15 protein-coding genes are annotated in these 22520 nt (G+C 41.1%); 6 read left to right on the top strand and 9 right to left on the bottom strand.

Features of this window, described 5'->3' with window-relative positions; translation table 11 throughout:
* Positions 1 to 13 precede the first annotated feature (13 nt).
* Positions 14 to 2281: an ATP-dependent Clp protease ATP-binding subunit ClpA gene (clpA, locus tag C9J46_RS02210; RefSeq protein ID WP_105059833.1), complete on the top strand. Its 2268-nt coding sequence runs from the start codon at positions 14 to 16 to the stop codon at positions 2279 to 2281.
* A gap of 141 nt (positions 2282 to 2422) precedes the next feature.
* Here the strand turns inward: clpA and infA are convergent, their stop codons facing one another.
* The 6 genes from infA to trxB all read right to left on the bottom strand — a co-directional run bounded on the left by infA (position 2423) and on the right by trxB (position 8925).
* Positions 2423 to 2641, bottom strand: coding sequence for a translation initiation factor IF-1 (infA, locus tag C9J46_RS02215; RefSeq protein ID WP_005368778.1), 219 nt, complete (start codon positions 2639 to 2641; stop codon positions 2423 to 2425).
* A gap of 200 nt (positions 2642 to 2841) precedes the next feature.
* The gene (locus tag C9J46_RS02220; protein ID WP_107290494.1) at positions 2842 to 3531 is read right to left on the bottom strand and encodes an arginyltransferase; all 690 of its coding nucleotides are present in this window, start codon (positions 3529 to 3531) and stop codon (positions 2842 to 2844) included.
* Positions 3532 to 3534: 3 nt separating this feature from the next.
* The gene (aat, locus tag C9J46_RS02225) at positions 3535 to 4248 is read right to left on the bottom strand and encodes a leucyl/phenylalanyl-tRNA--protein transferase (RefSeq protein ID WP_107290495.1); all 714 of its coding nucleotides are present in this window, start codon (positions 4246 to 4248) and stop codon (positions 3535 to 3537) included.
* Between the two features lie 122 nt (positions 4249 to 4370).
* Positions 4371 to 6092 carry a cysteine/glutathione ABC transporter ATP-binding protein/permease CydC gene (gene cydC / locus C9J46_RS02230; protein ID WP_107206172.1) on the bottom strand — a complete coding sequence of 574 codons (1722 nt, stop codon included), beginning with the start codon at positions 6090 to 6092 and terminating at the stop codon, positions 4371 to 4373.
* Positions 6085 to 7857, bottom strand: coding sequence for a cysteine/glutathione ABC transporter permease/ATP-binding protein CydD (gene cydD, locus C9J46_RS02235; protein WP_107259657.1), 1773 nt, complete (start codon positions 7855 to 7857; stop codon positions 6085 to 6087). Before cydD ends, cydC begins: the two co-directional genes overlap by 8 nt.
* Before the next feature lie 117 nt (positions 7858 to 7974).
* Positions 7975 to 8925: a thioredoxin-disulfide reductase gene (trxB, locus tag C9J46_RS02240; protein ID WP_107206174.1), complete on the bottom strand. Its 951-nt coding sequence runs from the start codon at positions 8923 to 8925 to the stop codon at positions 7975 to 7977.
* An 885-nt stretch (positions 8926 to 9810) separates the two neighbouring features.
* Between trxB and lrp the strand changes: the two genes are divergently transcribed.
* The 5 genes from lrp (at position 9811) to serS (ending at position 17400) form a co-directional block, all read left to right on the top strand.
* On the top strand, positions 9811 to 10305 hold the full coding sequence (gene lrp / locus C9J46_RS02245) for a leucine-responsive transcriptional regulator Lrp (RefSeq protein WP_005368765.1): 495 nt from the start codon (positions 9811 to 9813) through the stop codon (positions 10303 to 10305).
* A 427-nt stretch (positions 10306 to 10732) separates the two neighbouring features.
* Positions 10733 to 13804: a DNA translocase FtsK 4TM domain-containing protein gene (locus C9J46_RS02250; protein WP_107290496.1), complete on the top strand. Its 3072-nt coding sequence runs from the start codon at positions 10733 to 10735 to the stop codon at positions 13802 to 13804.
* A gap of 98 nt (positions 13805 to 13902) precedes the next feature.
* Positions 13903 to 14520: an outer membrane lipoprotein chaperone LolA gene (gene lolA / locus C9J46_RS02255; protein WP_107206176.1), complete on the top strand. Its 618-nt coding sequence runs from the start codon at positions 13903 to 13905 to the stop codon at positions 14518 to 14520.
* 88 nt (positions 14521 to 14608) lie between these two features.
* Positions 14609 to 15964 (top strand): replication-associated recombination protein A, encoded by a 1356-nt coding sequence (locus C9J46_RS02260; protein ID WP_279615362.1) that lies wholly within the window; start codon positions 14609 to 14611, stop codon positions 15962 to 15964.
* A gap of 128 nt (positions 15965 to 16092) precedes the next feature.
* Positions 16093 to 17400 carry a serine--tRNA ligase gene (gene serS / locus C9J46_RS02265; RefSeq protein ID WP_107206177.1) on the top strand — a complete coding sequence of 436 codons (1308 nt, stop codon included), beginning with the start codon at positions 16093 to 16095 and terminating at the stop codon, positions 17398 to 17400.
* A 45-nt stretch (positions 17401 to 17445) separates the two neighbouring features.
* On the opposite strand, the gene C9J46_RS02270 is transcribed toward serS, so the two are convergent.
* The 3 genes from C9J46_RS02270 to metG form a co-directional block, all read right to left on the bottom strand.
* Positions 17446 to 18339 (bottom strand): hypothetical protein, encoded by an 894-nt coding sequence (locus C9J46_RS02270; protein WP_233217615.1) that lies wholly within the window; start codon positions 18337 to 18339, stop codon positions 17446 to 17448.
* A gap of 150 nt (positions 18340 to 18489) precedes the next feature.
* On the bottom strand, positions 18490 to 19803 hold the full coding sequence (locus C9J46_RS02275; RefSeq protein WP_107290498.1) for a dicarboxylate/amino acid:cation symporter: 1314 nt from the start codon (positions 19801 to 19803) through the stop codon (positions 18490 to 18492).
* Positions 19804 to 20255: 452 nt separating this feature from the next.
* Positions 20256 to 22301, bottom strand: a complete 2046-nt coding sequence (gene metG, locus C9J46_RS02280) for a methionine--tRNA ligase (RefSeq protein ID WP_107290499.1) — start codon at positions 22299 to 22301, stop codon at positions 20256 to 20258.
* Positions 22302 to 22520 lie beyond the last annotated feature (219 nt).

The following is a 22520-nucleotide window of genomic DNA, read 5'->3' on the forward strand; positions in this document are numbered from 1 at the left end:
GGGGAGGTGCCTTATGCTAAACAAAGAACTTGAAGCGAGCCTAAACGGTGCATTCGCCCGTGCGCGAGAAAAGCGCCATGAGTTTATGACTGTAGAACATCTATTGATGGCTCTATTAGAAAATGTAGCAGCTCAAGAGGCTTTATTAGCGTGCCGCGCTGATTTAGACCAATTGCGTCGTGAACTTGATTCCTTTATTGAACAAACTACGCCATTAATTCCGGTTGATGACGAAAGCCGTGAAACACAACCTACGCTAAGTTTCCAGCGTGTCTTACAACGTGCAGTTTTCCATGTTCAATCATCCGGACGTAGTGAAGTTACGGGTGCTAATGTTCTTGTTGCTATTTTTAGTGAGCAAGAATCTCACGCCGCTTACCTACTTAAGAAAAGTGATATTAGTCGTCTAGATGTCGTTAACTTTATCTCTCACGGCACTGTAAAAGACAGTGACAACGATGATGTTAATTCATCAGATATGGGAAATAACGAAGAGCAGCGCGCAGAAGCAAATTCTGAAGATAAGCTTGAGAACTTTGCAACTAACCTTAATCAGCTTGCAAAAGCGGGCGGTATTGATCCATTGATCGGGCGAGATAAAGAGCTGGAACGCACCGTTCAAGTGTTATGCCGTCGTCGTAAAAATAACCCATTACTGGTTGGTGAAGCTGGGGTCGGTAAAACAGCGATAGCAGAAGGGTTAGCATGGCGTATTGTTGAAGGACAGGTGCCAGAAATTATCAAAGATTGCGTGATCTATTCCCTGGATATTGGCTCGCTACTCGCGGGAACTAAGTATCGTGGTGACTTTGAAAAACGTTTTAAAGGAATTTTAAAGCAGTTAGAAAAAGAAGATCATGCAGTGCTATTTATCGATGAGATCCACACTATTATCGGTGCGGGTGCGGCATCAGGTGGTCAAGTTGATGCTGCAAATTTAATTAAGCCGTTGCTAAGTAGTGGCAAGTTACGTTGTATGGGATCAACCACGTACCAAGAGTACAGCAATATTTTTGAGAAAGAGCGTGCACTTTCACGCCGCTTCCAAAAGATTGATGTGATTGAACCATCTCTTGATGATACAACCAAGATATTAATGGGCTTGAAGCCGAAATATGAAGCGCACCATGAAGTACGTTTTACCAATAAAGCAATTCGTGCAGCGGTAGAGCTTTCAGCTAAATACATCAATGAGCGCCATTTACCAGATAAGGCGATTGATGTGATTGATGAAGCGGGAGCTCGTTGTCGTCTCGCTCCAGCTAATCGCCGTAAGAAAACGGTGAACGTGGGTGATATTGAAGCTATGATTGCAAAGATGGCACGTATCCCTGAGAAGTCGATTTCATCAAGCGATCGAGATGTACTTCAGCATCTTGATGACAAACTGAAGATGCTAGTCTTTGGTCAAGATAACGCCATTGATGTACTCACAGAGGCCATTAAGCTCAGTCGTGCAGGCTTAGGTGCTGAGAATAAACCTGTTGGTTCTTTCTTGTTTGCAGGCCCTACTGGTGTTGGTAAAACAGAAGTGACCGTACAACTTGCACGTACGCTAGGCATTGAACTATTACGTTTTGATATGTCAGAGTACATGGAGCGTCATACTGTTAGCCGTTTAATCGGTGCTCCTCCTGGTTATGTGGGTTATGACCAAGGTGGTTTATTAACGGACGCCGTGATCAAAAATCCACATTCAGTAGTGCTACTGGATGAGATTGAAAAAGCGCACCCTGATGTATTTAATCTACTACTACAAGTAATGGATAACGGTACGTTAACAGATAACAATGGTCGTAAAGCGGATTTCCGTAACGTGATTTTTGTTATGACGACCAATGCGGGTGTGACCGAGACAGTACGTAAATCGATTGGCCTTATTCAACAAGATCATAGCCATGATGCGATGACTGAAATCAAACGTGTATTTACACCGGAATTCAGAAATCGTTTAGACAATATCATTTGGTTTAACCACCTAGAGAAAGATGTTATTGGTCAAGTGGTAGATAAGTTTATTGTTGAACTGCAAGCCCAACTTGATGCGCGTGGTGTATCGATGGAAGTCTCTGAGCGTGCACGTAACTGGATGTCAGATAAAGGTTACGATAAATCAATGGGTGCTCGTCCGATGGCGCGTGTAATTCAAGATAACTTGAAAAAGCCGCTGGCGAATGAATTACTGTTTGGTTGTTTAGTGAATGGTGGTTCTGTACGTGTTGACTTTATCAATGATGAGCTTGATTTCCAATTCAGTAGTGAGATGGAACCTGCGCATTAGTGATGAAATGCGATAAAACTAGAACGCCGCAGGCTACTAAGTCTGCGGCGTTTTTTTATCTACGCAAAAAGATTATTTGATAGATAAAATAAAACCCAGCATTTAGCTGGGTTTCACTGCATCGTTAATTTTGAAAGAAAATTAACGTGCGCGGAAGACGATGCGACCTTTAGTTAGATCGTAAGGAGTCAGTTCCACAGTTACTTTGTCACCAGTAAGAATACGGATGTAGTTTTTACGCATTTTACCAGAGATGTGAGCAGTAACTACGTGACCGTTTTCCAGCTCAACACGGAACATTGTATTAGGTAGTGTATCTAGTACAGTACCTGCCATTTCAATTACGTCTTCTTTTGCCATTGAATCCTCTTAGGCTACCAGCCATTCATCTTGATCGGGCTGGATAATGCCTCGAAACTGTTTAAGTGTAAAGTTTAGGTGGTAATTTTACCCTTGCCAGTTGTCTTTGTCAGCTTTTGTTCGCGATTAATACGTATTTTCTACGTAAATTGACTTTTGTTTGATGTGTTCAGTTTGTATTGCTTTAGATTTAAGCAAACTTACTGCCATATACCATCGATAAGTTTTTGATGAGGGACAAAACGTGTTTTGTAATTCATTGCCTTACAAGCATCAATTTGAAACCCAGGGTATAGCCATTGACGCTTTGATTGGCGACAGAACTCTATTTGAAAAAGTACACATAAGGTTCCGAGAGAGAGGGAGTGCTCTGGTTCAAAAAAGCTATACACTGCGCTTAATGCATCAGGGAATACATCTGTTACAGCAATGGCGATAAGTTTGTCATCTTCATAAACATGCAAAAATGCGGTTGCCATCCAAGGGGCAGTGACAAACTCAAAAAATTGTTCTTTATTGGCTGGAAACATGGATCCTGTGGAATGACGAAGGCGGATGTATTTTTCATATAATACAAACCAGTTTTCATCTAGCTCTGTTTTAAACTCGAAGCGCAGCTTTCGCATTTGAGCTTGCTGACGCTTTTGACTTCTTGATGGTGTGAATCCTTGGCAATCAATACGTAAAGGTGTACAAGCTGAACAAGCAGCACACATAGGTTTGTAAATGGCGCGACTACTGCGGCGGTAACCTGAGGCTATCAATAAGTCGTAGCCTTCGGGTGATAGCCACTGTGGCTCTATAACTACCCCTAATCGCTCCGTTTCATTAGGTAAGTAGCTGCAATTAGATTCAGGTGTTAGACCGATTTGTAGTGATAACTGATCCATTGGTTAGGCCTGTGCAATCGGTAAAACGTGAGAAAGGTAGGTTTCTACTGGCAGTAGAATATCTCGCTGCTGGTAAAGATGGTCTAAAAATTGCGAACGCTCAAAGGTTTCTGCGCCTAAGGATTCAAGATGTGGGTTCATCATCTGGCAATCAATTAATGTACCGCCAAGCTCAGAGAAATAACGACAAAACTGCCATAATGCAATTTTAGATGCATTATCCGCCAATGAAAACATCGATTCACCACAAAAAACAGTTCCTATTTCAATACCATAAAAACCGCCGACTAGTTTTTCATTAGACCAAACTTCTACGGAATGACAAATACCTAAGGTATGTAGTCTTTGATAGGCTGAAATCATTTCTTCGGTGATCCAGGTTTGTTCAGGCCCTCGGCAACTTGCACAGTGGCGAATCACATCATGGCATGCCTTGTTCATCGTAACGGTATAGCCTGATTTACGGAAAAATTTTTTCAGGCTCTTACTTGGCATAAAGGCATGTGGATAAAAAACGCCACGAGGAGTAGGGCTCCACCAAAGAAGAGGTTCACCTTCAGAAAACCAAGGGAAAATACCTTCACGATAGGCGGTTTGTAAGCGTTTGGGGCTGAGATCACCTCCCATTGCCAGTAACCCATTAGGTTCTGATAAGGCGTTTGACGGGTGAGGAAACTGGTAAGTGCTGCTATCGATCTCTGGTAAATAAATAGTCATACTTTACTGATAGTAGTGGTAAATCTTAAATGATTATATCGCAGTTGATGGTGAGATGAGACAGATAATAAAAAGGCGATACAGTCAGATATCGCCTTTATTTATTTTAGCTATTACAGTACTTAGATACGATTACACAATTCTGCATAACGACCGTTTTGTGCCAGTAATGCTTGGTGTTTACCGCGTTCGATGATCTCACCTTCATCCATTAAACAGATTTGATCCATTTGATCGAGTCCCACTAATCGGTGGGTGATAAAGAGTACGGTTTTATCTTTTGCATGTTCGAGTAACAAGGCTAATATTTGCTGCTCAGTTCGGCGATCAAGACCTTCTGTTGGCTCATCCATTAGTAGGATAGGCGCATCATGAAGTAGTGCGCGAGCGATACCTAAGCGGCGTCTTTCACCACCAGAGATTTGACGTCCACCTTCACCTAACCAAGTATCTAATCCTTTCTCTTCAAGTAGGGTTGATAGGCCGACTTGAATTAATGCCTCGGTAAATTCAGCATCAGTGCCGTTGGGTTTTGCTAACACAAGGTTTTCACGTAATGAACCATTGAAGATATCAACACGTTGGCTAACCACGGTAATTGCTTTACGTAGAGCACTTTCACTCCATGTTGGAAGTGGTTTGCCATCAATGGAAATTTGACCTTGTTGAGGATCCCAACTACGCGTGAGCAGTTGAAGTAAGGTTGATTTACCACAACCTGTTCGCCCTAGTAATGCCAGTTTTTCACCTTGTTTTAAGTCTATTGATACATTCTTCACAACAGTCTGAGTGCTACCGTAATAGGTGTAGCTGACATTTTCAATCTTTAGCTCACCTTGTGCATCACCGTGGTAACCGTTTGGATCAAAGATCGTATCAGGTGTCGCTTCAATGATTTCATTTAAGCGTTTTGCTGACGTTATGGTTTGCCCTAGGTATTGGAAAGCACCAGCAACTGGCATCATCATCTCAAAGCTTGCCATGGTTGCAAATGCGACCATAGCTACAAATGGATCGGGCGCATGGCCACCAATACCATCAGCAGCAATCCACAGAATGACCACTAAGGTCCAGCCTGTGGCTGCCATCAACATACCATTCGCTAAGCCTGTTAAACTCGCCATTTTGCGTTGAGCTGCAAGCAGTTGGTCTTGCTCTGCTTCTGCTTGTTGGCGGTAACGAGGTTCTGCATTAAAAAGCAAGAGTTCTGCATGGCCTTGCAACCAATCTAGTAGTTTTACACGGTAGTTCGCTTTTGCAACTGTCAGTTGCTCACCGTTACGTTTACCTAAGTGGTAAAACAAAATAGGCAATATAAACATTAATGAGAGCAATATCCCACCAAGCGTTAAGCCAATCGTTGGATCAAACCATGATAAAAATGCGGTAATTGCAGCGATACCTAATACGCCAATCACTAAAGGACTAACCAATCTTAGATAGATGTGATCCATCGCATCAACATCAGCAACTAAACGGTTCAGCAAATCAGCATCACGTAGGTTCGCTTGACGGCCAGGGATCAGTGGTGTGAGTTTCCTAAAGAAAAATAAACGTAGATCAGCAAGGAGCTTAAACGTTGCATTGTGGCTAACAACGCGTTCCCCCCAGCGCCCTGCGGTACGAGCCATAGAGAAACCACGAACCCCAGCCCCTGGTAACATGTAGTTGAATGTTTCTCTCGCTATGGTTAAACCCGCAACAGCAGAAGCGGCAATAAACCAGCCGGATAGGGTTAATAGACTAATAGCGGCAAGAATTGTAGCTAAACCTAAGAGCATACCGAGTGTTAAGCCAAACCAGTGCTTACGGTAAAGTTTTAGGTAAGGGATTAAATCACGCATCGAGATCCCTCTTATCTGTATGGCTTAGCATATCTGCCAGTAAGCCATGTTGACTGATTTCTACGAACGAACCGTTTTGAACAAGTTTGCCATTCTCCATTACAAGAACACGATCCATAGCATGTAGTTGATCTAAACGGTGGCTAACCATCAATGTGGTGTGTTGCTCAACAGCACGACCTAAACTTTCAAGGACTAAGCGTTCACTGTTAGCATCAAGGCTGGCTGTGGGCTCATCTAAAATCCAAAACGCACCTTGTTGTAACATGGCGCGAGCAACAGCAATACGCTGCGCTTGACCTACAGATAAACCACCGGAACGATCACCAACATGATGTTGATAACCTTTTTCTAAGCGATTAATGAATTCGTCAGCGTAAGCTTCTTTTGCTACTTGAGTTACTTTGGCTTGTTCCGCGAATTGATCACCTAATGTGATGTTTTCATAAATCGTACCGTGAACAAGTAACGGGTTTTGACCAACCCAGCTAATCGCTTGACGCCATTCACTGTGGTTAAGCTCTTTCAATTCAATCCCATTAACTTTTATACTGCCGCGATAGGGTAGGAACCCCAATAAGGCGTTTAATAAACTGGTTTTACCTGCACCACTAGGGCCAACCAATGCCACATGCTCATTGGCATTAATATCAAATGTCAGTGGACCTGCAAGCTTTTGACCTTCAGGACTTAATACTTCTAATTCGGTCACTGATATTTGTATTTTCTCTGGCGTTGTTAATGTTTTAGTGCCATCCGTCATTTCGTCTGCTTCAATATTTAGAAACTCAACGATAGATTCTGCCGCACCAATAGCTTGTGCCTTGGCATGATAGAAAGTACCAAGATCACGTAGCGGTTGGTAAAACTCGGGCGCAAGAACCAGAATGAACAAACCAGTAAATAAAGTAATAGGGATACCGTAGTTACCGAAATTTAATTCACCGATAAAAGCAAAACCGAAGTAAACCGCAACAATAGCAACAGAAATAGCAGAGAAGAACTCTAATACTGCTGAAGATAAGAAAGCAAGACGAAGGACTTCCATTGTTCGTTTACGAAGTACGTGTGAAGCGGCATTCAGGTTCTCTGCTTCAGCCTCTGCACGATCAAATAAACGCAGGGTAGATAGCCCTTGAAGACGGTCGTAAAAGTGACCAGATAAGCGTTGTAATGCCTTAAAATTTCGGCGGTTAGCATCTGCAGCACCTAAGCCAACCAGTGCCATAAATAAAGGAACAAGTGGTGCGGTGAGTAAGAATATTAACCCCGCTGCCCAGTTTAAGGGGAAAACGACAAATAAAATAACGACAGGAATAAGAACGGATAGTGACATCTGGGGTAGATAGCGAGCAAAGAAATCTTGCATTTCTTCTACTTGCTCAAGAACAAGACTTGCCCATGTGCCAGCAGGTTTCCCTTTAATATAAGCGGGGCCTAAGTTTTGTAAGCGGTTAAGAATTAATTGGCGTATATGTAACCGTATTTGTTCGCCGCAACGGTAACCAAAAATTTCTCTTCCCCAACTACATAGGGAACGCAAACCGATAATAACAAATAAACCAATAAATTGATTAATAAGAGAGTATTTATCAGTATGTTCAATAATCAGTTGATGCAGAATACTTGCAAGTAATGCTGCTTGTCCAACAAGCAGTAAACCAGACAAAAAGCCTAATCCAATACTTAGCATAAGCCAGCGTTTTGCTAACTTGCTTTGGGATTTAAGCCATTTGGTTAAATCGCGATGTAATTGTTTATCCATATAAGGGTTTCATTACGGTATTAACGGTGGGTAGCTCATAGTTAAATGGTGAGCATACATTTAACTATGAGATAAACAAACCGCGACTTCATGAGTGGCGGTTTGGACGTTTACTGATTATTGGGCGTCAAGGTAACGTTCTGCATCAAGCGCAGCCATACAACCAGTTCCTGCAGAGGTAATTGCTTGGCGGTAGTTATGATCCATAACGTCACCAGCTGCAAAAATGCCTTCAATGCTTGTCTGTGTTGCATTACCATTTAAGCCTGACTGCACTTTAATATAGCCATTTTCCATGTCTAATTGACCTTCAAAAATAGCGGTATTTGGCTGGTGGCCAATTGCAATGAACACACCCATAACCTCTAACTCTTCAGTGGCGTTAGAATGAGTATCTTTAAGACGAAGACCAGTAACCCCCATATCATCACCAAGTACTTCGTCTAAAGTACGATCTGTATGCAGTATGATATTGCCATTAGCGACTTTATCCATGAGACGATCAATCAGAATTTTTTCTGAACGGAAAGAATCACGACGGTGGATAAGGTGAACTTCAGAGGCGATATTTGATAGATAAAGCGCCTCTTCAACAGCTGTATTACCGCCACCGACAACTGCTACTTTTTGACTGCGATAAAAGAAACCGTCACAAGTCGCACATGCAGAAACGCCACGGCCTTTAAATGCTTCCTCTGATTCTAAGCCAATGTATTTTGCTGAAGCGCCTGTTGAGATAATTAGCGCATTACACGTGTAAGTATTGCTTTCACCTTTTAATAAAAAAGGACGTTGGCTGAAATCCGTTTCAACAATGTAGTCGGTAATAATTTCCGTATTGAATTTTTCTGCGTGTGCTTTCATGCGATCCATTAGCGCAGGACCGGTGAGATCATCAGCATCTCCAGGCCAGTTTTCCACTTCTGTCGTCGTAGTTAATTGACCGCCTTGCTGCATACCAGTGATCATCACAGGGTTTAAATTTGCACGTGCTGCATATACTGCAGCGGTGTAGCCCGCAGGACCAGAACCAAGGATGAGCAGTTCACAATGTTTTACGTTACTCATTTCTTCTCCAGGCTGAATGAGATTATTGTTATTGAGAATTGATTGTAGGTAAATTGCAGACGTAAAGGAAGAGTCGAATTAAGAATAGGTTATTGCTAATTTGTCGTTATATATGAAAAAAAAACGTTAAGTAAAGACAAAGAGGTTAATAAATAAAACGTTACATAGGTCACAAAAAAATACGAAAGAAAATGAATAAGTAAAAAACATAAAATTGAAAAATCAGATTATATTTTTATCGCGTCATTTTTTTATTATCAATTGTTTTATATTTAACCGCGTTAGCTATGTCGAATGTACAGGTTGATGCATAATTTGTTTTTAATCGTTTGATTTTTAATGATAATTTTATTGTTTTTTATTGAGAATAAAAGAAAGAACGTTAGCAAAGAAACCTTGATTAAAAAATGGTCGACTAGATATTAGGTGTTTTTATATGGTTAATTATTCATATGATAATGCTCTTTGTCGCAAATAGAATGGAGTCAAAGATACATGTTTTAGGTGTTTTTTATGCGTTTTCGTAGTGATTAATACGAATTTTACTGCTGTTTTACTTTGACAATCATTTCTTATCTGGTAAAAATTTCTATAACTACATAATGATGCGCACCTGAAATTATAGGATAGGCGGGTGATAAATATTCAATTTTTAGCATGCGGCAAGACTTTAGCTGGCAATATTGTGCAAGGAACATGAGCGGGTAGTGAATTATAAAGCTCAAACTGCCATGAAAATAATGTTAAGCAGTCAATTTGTCTAGGTTACATGTCAATTTATAGGTGATTATTGATCATTAATTTTGACTTTTGGCTTATTTGATTCTAAAAATAGATAAAATGTAGTATATTTTTTTGCAAGGAAGTAAGAAGGTGGAATAAAAAATGGTAGATACCAAAAAGAAACCATCCAAGGAATTGGATCGCATTGACCGTAATATTTTGAATGAACTTCAAAAAGACGGCAGAATTTCAAATGTTGAGCTATCAAAGCGCGTTGGTTTATCCCCAACACCTTGTCTTGAGCGTGTACGTCGTTTAGAGCGTCAAGGTTATATCAGTGGTTATACTGCATTGCTTAACCCACAGTTTCTTGATGCTTCATTATTAGTGTTTGTAGAAATCACACTAAATCGCGGTGCACCAGATGTATTTGAACAGTTCAATAAATCAGTTCAAGAGCTTGAAGATATTCAAGAATGTCATCTTGTTTCTGGTGATTTTGACTACTTATTAAAAACACGTGTATCTGATATGTCAGCATACCGTAAGCTTCTTGGTGAAACCTTGTTGCGTCTACCGGGTGTAAATGACACGCGTACGTACGTTGTAATGGAAGAAGTTAAACAGTCAAATAATCTAGTGATTAAAACACGATAAGTGTATTTCTGAGTATAAGCAGAATAAATAAACGAGCGGCTATTTAGCCGCTCGTTTTGTTTGTACGATATGTTAATTTATTCATAGTGGTGGTTAATTGGACAAAAAGTGAATCAAATTGACATAGTGATGAATTTTTTTATCTATTGGGCGTCTAAAATAGCTATCTGTACCTTATTATCTGGGGCGAGAGAAAATTTTTCACTAAAAGCTTTTTCGGTACACAGACAATGCACGCATTTAGTATAGAATAGTGGCATTGAGACAATGACATTGTATTTCTTATATTTAGCTAAACTTTATAGCGCATTTGGCTATAGATATTAGTATTATTCGATGAATGTCTTAGATTTCTGGCAAAATTTTGAGTTTTATAGAGACATCGGAGTTATCCTTGAGGAAAATTAAAGGTAAAAAACTGTCCCAGATGCGTTTGTCAGGTACACAACGCATTGTTGAAGGTTTTTTAATCATCAGTATTTTAGCTGCTATTTATATTATGGTGGCATTGGTAACATTTAACCCTGCAGATCCATCATGGTCACAAACTGCTTGGGAAGGGGTTGTTCAGAATAAAGCTGGCGCGTTTGGCGCTTTAGTGGCTGATACATTCTTCTTCAGTTTTGGTTCATTAGCCTATGTTTTTCCTGCCTTAATAGTCTTACTTGGCTATTATTTATTTCGTCGCCGTTCAAAAAGTTTATCTCACGATTATATGGTTTACGGCACTCGTCTTTTAGGTCTAATTTTATTGCTATTAACTAGCTGTGGTCTTGCTGATTTAAACTTTGACGATATTTGGTACTTTTCATCGGGTGGAGTCGTGGGAGATGTTGTTTCAAACATCTCTATGCCATTGCTTAATGTGCTTGGTACAACATTAGTATTAATGTTTATTTGGGCTATTGGCTTTACATTGTTCTCGGGTATTTCATGGATATCAATTGTTGATACATTAGGTGAGAAGACGCTTGCTTCGTTAACATGGTTTTTAAATAAATTCCGCTCAGATAAACATGAGGTTATGCGACCTTTTGCAACCGAAATCCCTGATGAATCAGAAATGCCTTACATGGCACACATAAGTGACGTTGATGATGAAGATGACCCGTTATTATCATCTTATGTTAATAACGAACCACTAGATAATAATGCAAAAGAAGTCGAATCTTCACCTTATAAGATTGTTCGACCGAATTCTGATGTGACACGTGACCCGTTGTTAGAAACGAGTGAACCTGTTGTCAGCCCGCCCGCGGCACAACCGCAACCAGCTGTTCAACAACCTGTTGTAAGTCAGCCAGTGGTACAACCGCAAACTGCTGTTCAACAACCTGTTGTAAGTCAGCCCGCGGCACAACCGCAACCAGCTGTTCAACAACCTGTTGTAAGTCAGCCAGTGGCACAACCGCAAACTGCTGTTCAACAACCTGTTGTAAGTCAGCCAGTGGTACAACCACAAGCAGCTGTTCAACAACCTGTGGTAAGTCAGCCTGTTCAACAGCAACAAGAGACAGTTCAGCAGCCAGCTACTCAGCCTCGTGGTCTTTCGATTGAGGATTTAGAACGTGAACTGGATAAAAATGAAGATTTTACTGTTCCAGTGGATGAGTATACGCAAAGTGCAATTGAAGCGGCTGAATCAGCAGTAACTGCTGCTCCTGCTTATCATTCTTCACAGCAGAATGTTGCTGAACTAAGTCAAGCTGAAGAATCTATGGCTGTTCAACAGACAACACCAGTAGCGTCGCAAGTTGTCGCTCCACAACCAACAACATCACAGCCAGTTCCTGGAAGTGATATTGAAATTGGTGTGCAAGATGGTATGTCTGAACTAGAGCGTGGTGAAGCGGTAGCGTTAACACCAGAACAAAAAGAAAAAGCCGATCAGGAAGCGTTTTTACAAAATATTCGTGATTTACAAAAAGAACAAGCGCATTTGGCTGGATTAGATAATCCGTTTTTAATGCAAACAGAAGTTGATCTTCCGGCGCCAACGTCACCAATGCCGACATTAGATTTATTGCAACCAGCGCGTCGCACTGTGGAGCCTGCTTCTGAAGAAGAGCTGCAAGCGACAGCTGCGTTAATTGAATCTAAGTTAGTTGATTATAAAATTAAAGCGCAGGTGAAAGGGATTTATCCGGGGCCAGTTATTACCCGCTTTGAATTAGATTTAGCGCCAGGTGTGAAAGTCAGTCGCATCTCTGGTTTAGCAAAAGACTTAGCGCGTGCGTTGTCTGTGATGGCTGTACGTGTCGTTGAGGCTATTCCGGGTAAACCATATATTGGTTTAGAACTGCCGAACAAAGGTCGAGAAACGGTATACATGTCTGAAGTGGTCGCCAGTGAGCGTTTTCAGAATATGGATGGTCCATTACCGATTGTTTTAGGTAGCGATATCGCTGGTGAAGCTGTTGTGGCTGATCTAAGTAAAATGCCTCACTTACTGGTTGCGGGTACGACGGGATCGGGTAAATCAGTTGGTGTAAACGTCATGATCTTGAGCTTACTATACAAGTGTAAGCCGGAAGATTGTCGCTTTATTATGATCGATCCAAAGATGTTGGAATTATCTATTTATGAAGGTATACCGCATCTATTAACGGAAGTCGTAACTGACATGAAAGATGCCGGCAATGCCTTGCGTTGGTGTGTTGGGGAAATGGAACGTCGTTATAAGCTCATGGCGAAATGTGGAGTACGTAACCTAGCGGGCTTCAACGATAAGTTAGAGGAAGCGGCAGCGGCGGGTTTCCCTATTCATGATCCATTATGGCAGCCAGGCGATACCATGGATGAATACCCACCATTACTTGAAAAAATGCCGAGTATTGTGGTTATCATCGATGAATTTGCTGACTTAATGATGGTTGTTGGTAAGAAAGTTGAAGAGCTTATCGCGCGTCTCGCTCAAAAGGCACGTGCGGCAGGTATCCACTTAGTACTTGCTACTCAGCGCCCATCTGTAGATGTTATTACCGGCTTAATTAAAGCAAATATTCCTACGCGTATGGCATTTACGGTATCGACCAAAACAGATTCACGTACCATTCTTGATCAAGGTGGTGCAGAATCCTTGCTTGGTATGGGTGATATGCTGTACTTACCACCAGGTCAAAGCCATACAACACGTGTTCACGGTGCATTTGCATCGGATGATGATGTACATAACGTGGTGAATGATTGGAAAGCGCGTGGTAAACCACAATATATAGATAGTATTCTAAGCTCAGACCAAGGTTCAGAAAGTCTATTGCCGGGTGAAACATCCACTGGTGGTGATGATGATATCGATCAACTGTTTGATGAAGTAGCTGCATTTGTCACTGAAACGCGTCGCGCATCAGTATCGGGTGTTCAGCGCCGGTTTAAAATTGGTTATAACCGCGCAGCGCGAATTGTTGAGCAATTAGAAGCGCATGGCATTGTTAGTCCACCGGGGCACAATTCAAACCGAGAAGTACTAGCACCTGCGCCAGTACAGATCCACGATTAATGAATAAACCGACACCTTGCTGTCAGTAAATTTATAGCGTAATTTAAACCGCTGCGCATAGTATGTTCGGCGGTTTACTTTAATAGAGGTAAGCGAATATGATGAAAAAGTTATGGCTAAGTATATTAGTTGCCGTTCCAATGCTTGCAACAACAAGTGCTTGGGCTACGCCACAACAAGCATTAAGTAGCCGACTTGATAAAGTTAATGCCTTTAGTGCTAACTTTACTCAGAAAGTGATAAGTCCTGACGGTGAAATATTGGTTGATGGGACTGGCGATTTATCCATTAAGCGCCCTAATTTATTCCGTTGGGATACTAAAACACCGGATGCAAGCTTGTTAGTCTCCGATGGTAAAACAGTATGGTATTACAGCCCATTCGTTGAACAGGTCACGGCAATGTGGCTAAAAGATGCAACAGAACAAACACCGTTTGTTTTGTTAACACGTAATAATGAAAAAGACTGGTCGCGTTATAATGTGAAGCAATTAGTAGATACTTTTACCTTAACGCCGAAAGATAAAACCTCTTCGATGAAAGAGTTTATCGTGACAGTATCTAAAGATGGTCAAGTGCGTAATTTCTCTGTAGTTGAGAGTGACGGGCAACGCAGTAACTACACATTATCTAAATTTACACGTACTACACCAGCAGCAGACTTATTTAAGTTTACGCCACCGAAAGGGGTAGAACTGGATGACCAACGTCAATGAAAAAACAATCGATATGATGCTATGAGTTAGCGTGTATGTATTGTTTATCTAAATTGTATAGGTGGCTGTTAGCCACCTTTTTCTGTTTATGGGAGTGGTTATTTTGAATAACTTCAGCCTTGATTTTTCTTCTGATTTCAGGCCGCTAGCCGCAAGAATGCGACCTCGAACAGTAGAAGAATATATCGGTCAGCAACATATTTTGGGGCAAGGAAAACCCTTACGTCGAGCCTTAGAAGGCGGGCAACTACATTCAATGATTTTGTGGGGGCCACCGGGTACAGGAAAAACGACATTAGCAGAAGTCGCTGCACATTATGCCAACGCTGAAGTAGAGCGTGTGTCTGCTGTAACATCTGGTATTAAAGATATTCGAGCTGCAATTGATAAGGCTCGTGACAATAAAATGGCGGGACGTCGCACTATTTTATTTGTTGATGAGGTGCATCGTTTTAATAAAAGTCAGCAAGATGCGTTTTTACCGCATATTGAAGACGGTACTGTAACATTTATTGGTGCAACGACGGAAAACCCATCGTTTGAGCTTAATAATGCATTACTCTCTCGCGCTCGAGTTTATAAGTTAAAGTCACTTGAGGATGATGAGATCTTGCAAGTGATTGAACAAGCATTAACGGATAAAGAGCGAGGGGTAACTGAAACGAATTTACACTTTGCGGATGATATTAAAGAAAAATTAGCTGAGTTTGTTCGTGGTGACGCGCGTATGTCTTTAAATTATCTTGAGCAGCTTATTGATATGGCTGAAGAAGATGATGAAGGCATTAAGCAAATAACGGTCGAATTATTGGCGGAAGTCACAGGCGAAAAGGTTGCGCGCTTTGATAACAAAGGTGATCTTTGGTACGACATGATCTCAGCGGTGCATAAATCAATTCGAGGTTCTAATCCTGATGGTGCTTTGTATTGGTTTGCACGTATGCTCCAAGCAGGCTGTGATCCGCTATATGTGGCTCGTCGCCTATTAGCTATTGCTTCAGAAGATATTGGTAATGCTGATCCTCGTGCGATGCAAGTCGCGGTTTCTGCGTGGGACTGTTACACCCGTGTTGGCGCTTATGAAGGTGAGCGAGCTATAGCACAAGCGATTGTGTACTTAGCTTGTGCGGCGAAAAGTAATGCGGTTTATGTGGCGTTTAATCTTGCCAAAGCTGATGCGCGCGAATTTCCCGATTTTGAAGTCCCTCATCATTTACGTAATGCGCCGACCAAGTTAATGAAAGAATTAGGTTATGGTGAAGGATATCGTTATGCCCATGATGAAGCAGGGGCTTATGCGGCAGGTGAAGTGTATCTACCGCGTGAAATCCGTGATCGGGTTTATTACCAACCATCAAACCGTGGTTTAGAAATGAAAATATCCGAAAAGTTGGATTATCTTGCTTCATTAGATGCAAAAAGCCCGTTAAAGCGCTACCAATAATAAGGCTTTTTGGGTATCGTTAAACGACTGGCAGTTCCATGTGAGAACTGCCTTCCTAATTACAGACTATTTTGATAAAAATCGTCTAAATAACGTGCATTTCAGAATATTAAGAGCACAGGATTAGCATGCTAGATTCTAAATTACTTCGAACAGAGCTGGATGAAACAGCTGAAAAACTCGCGCGTCGTGGTTTTAACCTTGATGTAGAAACTTTACGTAACCTTGAAGAGAAGCGTAAATCCCTTCAAGTGAAGACAGAAGAGCTTCAAGCTCAACGTAACTCGCGATCGAAGTCGATTGGTCAGGCAAAAGCGAAAGGTGATCACGAAGAAGCCGAGCGTATTATGGCTGAAGTGGGTAACCTAGGTTCTGAGCTTGATGACGCGAAAAAAGCGTTAGCTGAGTTACAAGCGGAGCTTGATGTTATTACACAATCTGTACCAAACATCCCAGATGATTCTGTACCTGTTGGTAAAGACGAGTCTGAAAACGTAGAAATTTCTCGTTGGGGTGAGCCAAAAGCTTATGACTTCGATGTGAAAGATCACGTAGATCTGGGTGAAATGGCGGGTGGTCTTGATTTTGCGAGTGCTGTAAAAATTACCGGCGCACGCTTTATCGTTATGAAAGGTCAATTTGCGCGCTTACACCGTGCAATTGCACAGTTTATGCTTGATCTTCATACCGAAGAGCACGGCTACACAGAAATGTATGTACCGTACCTAGTAAATGCAGATAGCTTATTTGGCACAGGTCAGCTTCCGAAGTTCGGTGAAGACTTGTTCCATACACAGCCTTTAACTGAAAAAGTAAATGATGAAGAACCTCGCGTTCTATCATTGATCCCAACAGCTGAAGTACCTGTAACAAACATGATGCGTGATACCATCACTGATGAAGCGGATCTTCCTGTTAAGATGACGGCACATACACCATGCTTCCGTTCTGAAGCAGGTTCTTACGGTCGTGATACTCGTGGCCTTATTCGTATGCACCAGTTCGATAAAGTTGAGCTTGTACAAATTACGAAACCTGAAGATTCAATGGCTGCACTAGAAGAGTTAACAGGTCACGCTGAGAAAGTACTACAGCTTCTAGAGCTTCCATACCGTAAAGTGGTTCTTTGTACTGGCGATATGGGCTTTGGCTCATGTAAAACCTATGATCTTGAAGTATGGGTTCCTGCTCAAGAAACGTACCGTGAAATTTCTTCTTGTTCTAACATGTGGGATTTCCAAGCTCGTCGTATGCAAGCACGTTTCCGTCGTAAAGGTGAGAAGAAGCCTGAGCTTCTACACACATTAAACGGTTCTGGTCTTGCTGTTGGTCGTACAATGGTTGCTATTTTAGAAAATAATCAGCAGGCTGACGGTCGTATCGAGATCCCTGAAGTACTTCGTAAGTACATGAACGGTATGACTCACATCGGTTAATCACTGATTTGTCGTTTGAAAACCCAGCCATCGTGCTGGGTTTTTTTATGTCTGCTTGTTGTGATCAAAATTAATGGCACATGTCGTTATGTTTGGAACTGTTATAGCAAGATCATCAGCAATATCATTGATAATAAGATCGAAGAACTGGAAAATAGTGTCTGAGATCTGAATTGAATAAAGATAAAGCTCTTCTTTAAGTTTATTTTTATCTTGGTTATGAAATTGTATTTCATGAAATTTTTGTAGGAGCTTTTCAATAGGCCAAACAGGTGGCGTCTGTTGGCTTATCATCGATATCTGCCCAAGCCTTCGTTGGATCATTTTTACATGCATTTCTAACTCGCGCGCATAGCTTTTGCTTTCTAAAGGACAGTGTTCAATCGTCCAGCGGAATCTATTTAAACTATCCAGTGAATTTAATGTAATAGGCCAAGTGGTTTGATAATGTTCGAAAGTGGTGTCTTTTTCGGCTGTAAGCAAGCTAGAACTAATAACATCATCAATCAGATACATAATGTGTCGAATAATTCTGCCATGTACGGCTTGGCTGCGCTGTAAAGAGTAGTGAGGACAATCTGTAAATAAACGCTGTATTTCTTGTCTCAATATCCGAAACATCGGTTTGTGATTGGTGTCAGCTTGATAAATTAATATTGAGAGTGTTTGTTTTAAAGCATGCCTTTTACGCTTAACAGATTCATGGATCTTATTATCCATATTGTTACTTATAATTTTTTGATGGCAATAGCGGCGGTGATAACGAATAAATTGTATCAGTTCTCTGAGCTGCATTATTTGATCAAATTGTAGTTGTAATTGGGTGTTATTTTTATTTGTTTTCCAAGTGATATATCCAATCGTTAATAGTGAAATAATAGCAGCTATGATCAACCACATAAATAGCCCTTTAATTACTCTTATTCTTTTAGTAAGCAAGCAATCGTCATGCCGTTAATATATTTTAATTAAAACAACAAGTTAAATATGGTGTAACGGTGTCTTGTGAGCTAACTTGGTTCAAGTGCACCAAAATAGTGAAATAAAAAAGGCGCCATAAAGGCGCCTTATACAATGAGAATGACCGAATTATGAGCTTTGCTTTAGAGGATGAAATTTAACTTCTTCATCTTTAACTGCAGCAGTAGGATCATTGAAGCGTTCAATATCAATCTCGTTTTCACTCTTAGCAACAATACATGTTACTACAGAGTCACCAGTAATATTGACAGCGGTACGGATCATATCAAGTAGGCGGTCAACACCCATGATGATTGCAATACCTTCAACCGGAAGACCGACTTGGTTTAGTACCATGGCCAGCATGATCAAGCCGACACCAGGAACACCCGCAGTACCAATAGAGGCTAGTGTTGCAGTTACAATAACGGCAATGTAGTCACCCATGCTTAGGTCAATGTTGAACGCTTGAGCAATAAATACTGTCGCGACACCTTGCATGATAGCCGTGCCATCCATATTAATGGTTGCACCTAGCGGTACTGTAAATGAAGCAATCTTATTATTTACGCCAAGACGTTTGGTTGCTGTTTCCATGGTAACTGGAATCGTTGCATTTGATGATGCCGTTGAGAAAGCAAACATCACCGCATCTTCCATTTTCTTTAGGAAAGTAATAGGGCTTAGACCGGTAAAGATCTTTAGCATCGCACTGTATGTTACTAAACCGTGGATAAGTAGCGCAGCAACAAGGACTAAGAAGTAGTTAATTAGGTTAAAGATTGCATCTAGACCTAATCCTGTAAATAGCTTAGCCATTAGGAAGAACACACCGAATGGTGCAATGTTCATTAGCAACGCTACAAGCTTCATGATCACTTCATTAAGATCTTTGAAAACTTCAGCAATACGTTCACCTGGTTTACCCGCAGCGCTAATTGCGATACCGAATAATACGGCAAAGACAATAATTTGCAGAGTATTACCATTTGCCATAGAGCTTATTGGGTTAGTTGGGAACATACCGACAATAACGCTACCTAGCGTTGGTGCTTCTTTTGCGGCAAATGTTGTTGCTGCGCTTAAATCTGCACCAGCGCCTGGTTGGAAAACATTAGCAAGGAAAAGCGCTAGGGTAATAGCAATGGCAGTTGTTGCAAGATAGAACAAGACTGTTTTACCACCAAGGCGGCCTAATGTTGCAATATCTTTTAATGAGCTAGTACCACAAACCAGTGATACAAAGACAAGAGGTACTACAAGCATCTTTAAGCTGGCAATGAAAATTTTGCCACCTACATCAAACAAACCGTTAACGATGTATTCGTGGATAAAAGAGATATCAGCTAAAAAGGTGCGAATTAAAAATCCTGTTAGAATACCCAGTACCATACCGAGGATCACTCGGGAGGTGAGGGACATTTTTTTCTTTGTCGTTGACATTGAATTTTCCTTATAATTATTCACTCTGTCCATCTATATATCAGAGCCACAAAGAGACTATCAGCACTTCAATGTTTCAACCAAAGCAAAAATACGATCAAATATTAACTATATGGCTTGAGTCACGTTTTTTATATTTATTTAAAGTTAAATAAGGGTAATATTAACTATATTTTAACATTTGAGTGGTTTTTATATCGGGTTGGTCACGCTTTTATCTTATATATAACTCTACCTAGTGGGCGTTGTTTACTCTCATTCTGTAAGAAAATAGTACTACTTCAGAGGATTAAGCTATTTCACTAATATTTATTTTATAAAATTAAAATGTTTTATCGTCTCTTGTTTGAATTTTTATTCTAAAAATATGAGTTTATACCCAGTGGTGATGGGGGCGGCGACAATAAAAAAGGGCACATACAGTGCCCTTCTATATATAGGTGAGGTGTAAATTACATTACACGCATACCTGGCTGTGCACCCTCATGTGGCTCTAGGATCCAAAGATCTTTACCACCAGGGCCTGCTGCTAGGATCATGCCTTCAGACATGCCGAACTTCATTTTGCGAGGCTTCAGGTTAGCTACCATAACAGTCATTTTGCCCACTAACTCTTCTGGTGTGTAAGCTGACTTAATACCAGAGAATACTTGGCGCATTTCACCGCCAATATCTAATTGGAATTTAAGCAGTTTGTTTGCCTTTGGTACTTCTTCACAAGATACAATCTTAGCGATACGCATATCAACTTTAGCAAAATCGTCAAATTCGATTTCAGCTTCAATTGGTTCATCAACTAAAGGGCTTGCTGGCTTTGCAGCGGCTTCAGCAGCGGCTTTATCTGCTGCAGCTTCTTCTTTCGATGATTCAACCATTGCTGCAACGTGTGCAGGATCGATACGATTAAATAGAGCTTTAAACTTCGTTACTTCGTGAGCTGTTAGCGGCTTGGCAATTGTTTCCCAAGTTAGTGTTTCGTTTAGGAATGCTTCACTACGCTCAGTCAGTTTTGGCATGACGGGCTTCAGATAAGCCATGAGCACGCGGAATAGGTTGATACCCACAGTACAAATTTCTTGTAACTCTTGGTCTTTACCTTCTTGTTTCGCAACAACCCAAGGTGCTTTTTCATCAACATATTGGTTTGCTTTATCAGCAAGTGCTGTGATTTCACGAATTGCACGACCGTATTCACGGCTTTCGTATAGTTCACCGATACGATCAGCGGCTTCAACGAATTCTGCATATAGCTCAGGTTCAACGAAATTATCAGATAACTTGCCATCGAAACGTTTAGCGATGAAGCCTGCATTACGAGATGCAAGGTTAACAATCTTGTTTACTACATCACTGTTAACACGCTGTGTGAAGTCTTCTAGATTTAAATCCAGATCATCAATACGGCTGTTTAGTTTGGCAGCGTAATAGTAGCGTAGACATTCTGGATCTAGGTGTTTTAGGTAAGTGCCGGCTTTGATGAACGTGCCTTTAGACTTAGACATTTTCGCACCGTTTACTGTTACGTAGCCGTGTACGAATACATTGTTTGGTTTACGGAACCCTGCACCATCTAGCATCGCAGGCCAGAATAGGCTGTGGAAGTAAACAATGTCTTTACCGATGAAGTGGTATAGCTCTGTTGAGCTATCTTTATTCCAGAACTCATCGAAGTTTAGATCGTCGCGCTTGTCACATAGGTTTTTAAATGAACCCATGTAGCCAATTGGTGCGTCCAGCCATACATAGAAGTATTTGCCGGTCTCACCTGGAATTTCAAAGCCGAAGTAAGGAGCGTCACGAGAAATATCCCACTGTTGCAGTCCTGACTCGAACCACTCTTGCATCTTGTTCGATGTTTCTTCTTGAAGAGCACCAGATTTAGTCCATTCTTTTAACATGCTTTCAAATTGAGGCAGGTCGAAGAAGAAGTGCTCAGAATCTTTCATGACTGGTGTAGCACCAGAAACGGCTGATTTTGGATTGATTAAATCTGTTGGGCTGTATGTTTCACCACAGTTATCGCAGTTGTCACCGTATTGGTCTTCGGCTTTACACTTAGGGCATGTACCTTTTACGAAACGATCCGGGAGGAACATTTCTTTCTCAGGGTCAAAAAGCTGAGAAATAGTACGGCTAGTAATAAAGCCATTGTCTTTTAGCTGGGTATATACAAAAGATGCTAACTCACGGTTTTCTGGTGAGTGTGTGCTGTGGTAGTTGCTAAAATCAATATCAAAGCCAGCAAAATCAGCTTGGTGCTCTTTGCTCACTTCGGCAATCATTTGCTCAGGTTCCATACCCATCTGCTGGGCCTTAAGCATGATTGGAGTTCCGTGTGCATCGTCGGCACAAATGAAATGAACTTCGTTGCCGCGTAGGCGCTGATAGCGAACCCAAATATCCGCTTGTACATGCTCAAGCATGTGACCTAAGTGGATAGAACCGTTAGCATACGGTAGGGCACAGGTAACCAGAATTTTTCTTGGATTGGCAGCCATAATTACTTATTTCGCTCATGATGGGTAAAAAACGTAGCTGTAAATACTACCTGATGGTTGTCGTTATTCCTAGCATCAGATACGGTTTTATCTGCTTAAAAGCTTGTGAAATCGGGCAGTTTTTATGCTTTGGTGGTAGCATTAAGTAAAACAAGTAAAATTAGCGCAGCAACAAGCTCTTAAATGACTAACTAAAGGTTAAATTGTTGCTCGTTTGAT

Origin of the sequence: Photobacterium sp. GB-36, assembly GCF_003026135.1 — a bacterium.
GTDB lineage: Bacteria > Pseudomonadota > Gammaproteobacteria > Enterobacterales > Vibrionaceae > Photobacterium.